Source organism: Methanospirillum sp., from assembly GCF_035560735.1.
Lineage (GTDB): Archaea > Halobacteriota > Methanomicrobia > Methanomicrobiales > Methanospirillaceae > Methanospirillum.
This window is the reverse complement of sequence record NZ_DATMYY010000292.1, coordinates 1-6,699: the sequence shown is the minus strand read 5'-3', so window position 1 is coordinate 6,699 and position 6,699 is coordinate 1. Positions and strand designations below refer to the sequence as shown.

The 6,699-nt window shown below is 46.8% G+C and carries 6 protein-coding genes; 3 read left to right on the top strand and 3 right to left on the bottom strand.

Features of this window, described 5'->3' with window-relative positions; all coding sequences use genetic code 11:
* Positions 1–2: 2 nt before the first annotated feature.
* A complete protein-coding gene (locus tag VN429_RS08540; RefSeq protein ID WP_325632135.1) occupies positions 3–947 on the top strand; it encodes an EF-Tu/IF-2/RF-3 family GTPase in 945 nt (314 codons plus the stop codon).
* 21 nt (positions 948–968) lie between these two features.
* Positions 969–2,885, top strand: a complete 1,917-nt coding sequence (locus VN429_RS08535; protein WP_325632133.1) for a YgiQ family radical SAM protein — start codon at positions 969–971, stop codon at positions 2,883–2,885.
* On the opposite strand, the gene VN429_RS08530 is transcribed toward VN429_RS08535, so the two are convergent.
* Positions 2,879–3,328 (bottom strand): carboxymuconolactone decarboxylase family protein, encoded by a 450-nt coding sequence (locus tag VN429_RS08530; RefSeq protein ID WP_325632130.1) that lies wholly within the window; start codon positions 3,326–3,328, stop codon positions 2,879–2,881. The two genes, VN429_RS08535 and VN429_RS08530, sit on opposite strands and share 7 nt — an antisense overlap.
* Before the next feature lie 129 nt (positions 3,329–3,457).
* Between VN429_RS08530 and VN429_RS08525 the strand changes: the two genes are divergently transcribed.
* Positions 3,458–4,318, top strand: coding sequence for a hypothetical protein (locus tag VN429_RS08525; protein ID WP_325632128.1), 861 nt, complete (start codon positions 3,458–3,460; stop codon positions 4,316–4,318).
* 26 nt (positions 4,319–4,344) lie between these two features.
* On the opposite strand, the gene VN429_RS08520 is transcribed toward VN429_RS08525, so the two are convergent.
* Positions 4,345–5,301 carry a PEGA domain-containing protein gene (locus VN429_RS08520; RefSeq protein WP_325632126.1) on the bottom strand — a complete coding sequence of 319 codons (957 nt, stop codon included), beginning with the start codon at positions 5,299–5,301 and terminating at the stop codon, positions 4,345–4,347.
* Between the two features lie 144 nt (positions 5,302–5,445).
* Complete coding sequence (locus tag VN429_RS08515) at positions 5,446–6,390, bottom strand: PEGA domain-containing protein (RefSeq protein ID WP_325632124.1); 945 nt, start codon at positions 6,388–6,390, stop codon at positions 5,446–5,448.
* Positions 6,391–6,699 lie beyond the last annotated feature (309 nt).

The following is a 6,699-nucleotide window of genomic DNA, read 5'->3' as shown; positions in this document are numbered from 1 at the left end:
ATATCGTAATAATCGGACCTGAAGATTTCGGAAAGGAGATTGGAAAGAAAGGAACATCAACAGATATCACGTTCTACAACCTTAAGAAAGGTGAAGCAACCCTCACACTTATAGAGCCGTCCCGGTATCCAGAAAAGTTGTCATCACTCTTTTACGCAGTCTCGCTTGCTGATATGGCAGTTGTTGTCATCGATAAAGTAACTGCCCAGCTCGGTGAATGTATTCTTGAACTGAACTGTGCCCATCTATCACGTGGATATTTGATTCTCAGGAATTATCTCGATGTGGCACAGATATCTCCTCTTATCAAAGGAACTGTCCTTGAACAGTACAAGGTACTTCCAGATGATCTAAACGTCCTTCGTGAAACACTTCTGGAAGATGCTGCTGCACTTCCAGCAGTTAAGACGGATTCTCCAGGAATAATCCCCATCGACCACCATTTCAACGTGAAAGGGATCGGGACTGTGATCCTTGGCTGTGTACAGGAGGGCACGGTGCACAAACATGATCAGGTAACGATTCATCCGCTTGGTAAATCAATCCAGATTCGCTCTATTCAAAAACACGATGACGATGTGAATGAGGCACATACAGGAGACCGGGTCGGGCTTGCTCTCAAGGGGATTGAATCTGATGATCTTGACCGGGGATATGTGCTTACTGCATCATCAGATATTCAGAGTAAATGCGAAATTACCGGGACAGCGAAGATCATTCAGTATTGGCCAGAACCGCTCAAGGAGCAGATGGTTCTCTACGCAGGTCACTGGATGCAGTTCCTGCCCTGTCGGGTTCAGAAGGTTGCTGCTGGAGGAGACTGGAGGTCAGCAGAGATAACGCTCTCATTTGAGAAAGAACTCATCTTTAAATCAGGAACAGTCATTATCCTTCATTACCTGGAAGGAGAAAAACTCAGAATCGTTGGAACCATTCAACTTGCTTAATACGGGCTCGTGATACCGGTCATGAGAGGACAACAAGAGAGAACCCATCTCCCACAGCCTGATTTTCTTCCTGTTTCCCGGGATGAACTTGAGAGTATCGGGATTGATCATCCTGATATCATCCTAATTTCAGGGGACGCATACCTTGATCACCCTGCATCTGCGACCGCCCTTCTGGGAAGATCACTCTGGGATGCCGGATACACAGTAGGAGTTATCTCCCAGCCTGATATCAGGGAAGAGGAGGCATTCACTACATTGGGTCCACCAGGCCTCTTTTTTTCAGTATCAGGTGGATCGATGGATTCGATGGTGGCCCATTACACACCGGCACGGAAACGCCGGAGTGAGGATGCTTTTTCTCCAGGAGGCCGCCTGTTAAGACCTGACCGTGCAACCCTCGTGTATACCGATCTGATACACAGGATATACCCTCACTCACCTCTTGTTCTTGGAGGAGTCGAGGCATCCCTGCGAAGATTTGCTCATTATGATTACTGGTCAGATAAGATTCGCCAGTCCCTCCTTGCTGATGCACCAGCCGACCTCCTGGTTTTCGGGATGGGTGAACAACAACTCATAACCCTTGCCGATGATCTCAAAAGCGGCAAAGATATAAAGACAATTCATAACCTTCCCGGTACTTGCTGGAAGATAGCCCCAAAGAAGTGGGAAGAAAAGAAGGAAGAGATAAACCAGGAAATCCTTGAGATTCCCTCATTCACTGATGTCAGTTCAAATCCCCTCCTGTATGCACAAAGTCATATTCAGATATTGAATGAACAAAACCCATACCAGGGAAAGATAATACTACAGCGTCACCCAAAAACCTTCATTATCCAGAACAGGCCTGCACTCCCTCTCTCTTCTGAACGGCTTGATCAGATCTATGATCTCCCATACAAACGGAGGGCACATCCATCATACCAGGATCCGATTCCTGCACTCGAATCAATCAGATTTTCAATAACTTCTCATAGGGGGTGCTTTGGGAACTGTTCATTCTGTGCTCTCGCCATGCACCAGGGGAAAATAATCCAGAACAGGAGCAGGGAGTCAGTACTCAGAGAAGTAAACCGGATTGCAGATATGAAAGAATTCAGAGGAACGATCTCTGACATCGGCGGACCAAGCGCAAACATGTACGGTGACTGGTGTGAACGCTGGAGTTCACAGGGGGCTTGTTCTGATCGTGAATGCACTACATGCCAAGCCCGGAGATCCGCAATCTCACAGTACCTTTCCCTTCTTCGTGAAGCCCAGGATGTTCCTGGGGTGAAACATGTCTTCATCGGTTCCGGCCTCAGGTATGACCTGATCCCTGACGAACCTGACATTATGCAACAGATATGCTCCCATGTTTCTGGACAACTGAAGATTGCCCCTGAACATATCAGCCATGATGTAACCATTCTGATGAACAAACCAGACCTTACCGTATTTGATTCATTCCGAAAAAGGTTTGAAGAGGCACAGAAAGGGAAAGATTCACGGCAGTATATTATCCCGTACCTGATGGCAGGCCACCCGGGATGCACTGTCAGGGATATGATCATGCTTGCAGAATATCTCCGGGACCACCATCTCTATACTGAACAGGTACAGGATTTCACTCCTACACCCATGACAACCTCGACATGCATGTATGCAACAGGCATCGATCCAAGGACGGGGAAAAAAGTGCATGTAGCAAAGGGAGATGAGAAAAGGATCCAGCGGGCATTTTTATCCTGGCGTGATCCTGCCGGATATGACCTTGTCAAAGCAGGACTCAGGCAGGAGAGACGTGAAGACCTCATAGGAAACGGACCTGACTGTCTCATCAGAAGGAATAGCAATCCAAAAGAGCGTACTTCTGAAAAATTCCATCACGTGAGACCGAAAGGAAAGAGTATCGGGAGTATGGCGGCTCGCAGCCACCACCATGACAATCAGTGATCTTCTTCGGGAATCTTCATCCCACAGGCAGTACACTCCTCAATACTTTCCGTATAGGTCCGGTATGCATCAGCGAGAACAGTTGATTGTGATGTGAGACCAGCGATTAGGATGGCTTCGAGAATCTCATCTTTTGTTGCTCCCTTCCTGATAGCAGCCTGCACATGATAATCGGTGCAATGATTACAGCGAAGTGCTGAAGAGACTGCTAAGCTGATGAGTTCCACGTACTTCGGCTCGAGCGTGCTTGTCTTGAGAACTGATGTTTTATAGAGAAGATGAGAGACCAGTACTTCTGGCCGTTCAGCCATACGCTCAAATATTAAGGGAATCCGCCCATTTTCTGCAAGAATGGCATCCATCCAGGACTTAGCAGTCTCAGCTGCCCCTGACTCGATAACTTTTTTGATGATCTGTTCGTATCCTTCAGTTGGTTTTCCCATCTATGCCTCCATATCCGGTGTTCACCGGCAGATAGTGTAGTATCTGTGGACCAGATATCTGAAGGTATGGAAACTGAGAGATCTCGAGCACAATAACTTCAAATAGAGTAAATTCATCTCTTGTATACGATGAATCGATATCAGATTATTCTCATTGCAGGAGTACTTGCAGGGTTACTACTCGTTGCGGGATGCACAGAGCAGACAGCTCCCAAATCAGGGCAGACCCTGCCACCGACACCTGCGCCCACATCAATCGTAACACCACCACCAGTCACACAGGCTCCGGCCACACAGACACCAGCTCCGTCCCTCTTTGATAATCAGGTTATGGAGCCACCAGCAGAACTAGGGGTGTCGGTATCAGTCCAGAAAGACCCGGTGTACTCCAACATTACCATAACTTTTGACGGGGGAAGGGGCCAGACACTTGTCCAGTCAATTCAGGCCAGGATCACCTTGAGTGACGGCAGAGTCATCGAACAGGACCTCGGTAAACAGAAAGGTAATGAGATAACAACTGTCGGTACGAAAGGAACTGACCGGGTTCAGGTCATCGTCAAATACATGAACGGTGATTCATATCTCATTCTTGATAAGAAGATAGAACTCGAACGGGCAGGCCTTGCTACTGCAACACCAACGAAAGCTGCCACAGTGACGAACAACAGTGATCAGGGACTGTACGAAGGTCCGGTCACCCAACCACCAAACAGTCTGTCTGTCACTGTTGATGTAAATAAAGAACCAATATACCGGGTAATCACTGGAACATTCAGAGGAGGACATGGGCAGTCCCTGGTCAGTTCAATTGATATGAGAGCCAAACTTGGCAACGGTGAACTGGTGACCAGGCAGATTGCAAACAACATCGGGGCTATCGGAGAGATCCAGGGATCAGACGGGACTGATCATGTCCAGGTGATCGTTTCATTCAAAAACGGTGAAACATACAAAATCTTTGAGAAGACATTCGGACCAAGAGGGTAAGAGGCAAGTCCCTCTTAACCAAAATGTCATTTTCTTTTTATCTGAATTACAAAGGCACAAAGCAATCCCAGAATCACCAATGCCGGGGTAAACCCTGCTTCTGGTGTAGGAGTAGAGGTTGGAGTGGGTTCAGAGGTTGTCAGTATCGGTGTCGGAGTTGCAGTGGGTATTGGCTGGAGATATATGGAAACAGGTACTCGCTGTCCAGCCGACAGGATGACCTGGCTTTGTGCATTCTGATACCCAGGGAGATTAAATCCGATCAGATAGGAGCCCTGCTCAAGATCTCCTGTTGTAACCGGAGTGATTCCATATGACATCCCATTAATGGAAACAGCCGCCCCTGCAGGATTTGATGAAATATCAAGGGTTCCGGTTGTTACTGGATCAAGAGTGATCCGGACCTTGTTTTCAAGATTCGGGGTGACATAGATTTGCTGAACTGAATCTTTGTAACCTGGCATGGTCACCTTGATCGTCCTGCTGCCTGAGTTAATGGTCCTGATGGACATGATTCCTGACTGATCAACTACCCCTGCCGATACATTATCAATACTCACTGTTGATCCAGGGGGGCTCACGGCAAGAGAGAGAGAGCCGGTGAGGTTTAACGGAACAACCTGAAGGGTTCCTCTTACAACCATAGTCTCTCCTGCTTTGGGACCTTTCACCAGTGTTTCATGATATGTAGAATAGCCCCCGGCCTCTATGCGAAGTTCGCGGGTCACTGGTTTCTCAAAGACATCAACAGGGATCTTCAGTGAGCCTTCCCTGATTGTTCCAACAGTCTGGTTATCAAGAAATACCGTGGCACCTTCGACATTAGATCTGAACTCAAAAAAACCGCTTCCAATAGGACCAGGGGGAGCCTGATTATTTACTCCATTTTGAGGAGATATTGCCCCTGGAGTGTCTGCAACACAGATGCCGCATGAGATCAATGCAATTATCATGACAAGAATTTGATTGTAGTAAAAACTCATAAGCCCACCAATATTCAGATATTTCTGACCAGCAGGGTGATGGATATCATGTGCCGCCAGTACGAAGATCTGAGGGAACAATAGGGTAAAACTCTTTGCTATTGATGACCCGCTCAACCAAAGAGAGAAATAATAGGAGAGGCTTCAGGGTTTTTGTTTTCTGAAAGCCCAGACTCCGATCAAAACACAGCAGAGAACGAGTACAACAACCAAAATGAAAACCCCATATAATATAGAACTATTTTCCTGGGGCTGTACTGGTTCTGGTGATGGCGTGACATCAGGGCAGGTTGGTGTCGGAGTTGGAGGAAGTGAGACTAATACCGCATCCACCTGGCTCGGTTCAGCACCCACAACTGATACCTCACTCCCCCAGTCCTGATATCCTTCCTTTGTGATCTTCAGGGTCAGATTTCCAACCGGAACATTAGGGATTGTAAGAGGTGTGAGACCGGCATTGCGGTTATTCAGATATACCCCTGCACCTTCGGGTGTGGAATTAATATGAACATCCCCTGTAGTCGCAGGTTCAAGCTTCACCCGGTATACGGTGACTGCATTTGAAGAGACATACTGCTGCTGGGTGATTGAAAGATTGCCCGCCCGTTTTACCGTGAACTCATACAGTCCAACAGGAACAGTCTGAATCTGAAGATTACCTGAGTCAGGAGTTACCCCTTTCTTTACACCATCAAGATACAGTTCAGCACCAGCAAGCCCGCTCTCAAATGAGATGATTCCCATCCGTTCATATCCGGTTTTATTCAGATTAACCAGAACAGTTACTGTTTTCTCAGGGACCAGGGCTGGGACCGGTCCGAGATATGTCTGGTACCCTGTGTATTCGATGATGAGATTTGAATACCGTGGAGTCGCCATCACATCTATTGGAATCGTGATGGCCCCATTCTGAATAAAACCCATGAAAACCTGATCCAGGTATACCCGCGCCCCATCAACCGGAACCTGAATCTGAAGATACCCAACAGTGGCTAGATCAATTCCCCCGTTTTCAGCACCTGTGACGATGCCGGAGGAGAAGAAGGCTGGCATAACCAGCAGTACAATCAGGAAGAAATACCTGTTCACTACACATCAACCCTTCGTTCAGTGAGGATGGGTCTTCAAAAATCATAACATTTTGCGTGTCTGCCAGATTGTCAGAACTTCAAAGATGAAACATTCTGAAGATCACACTTAGGACCAGAATCTCATACAAAAAAGATCGAACAATTCTAAAATTCCAATTTGAGTAATGTATATCATCATATGATTCATACCAGGGTTTTTATTGATATCATCATCAACAACATATGTGAATAAAGAGAGATGTAGTCTTAAAAACTCAAATCGAATCGAATTTCAGCCCAATGTACAAACCATACCATTACGTTGAGT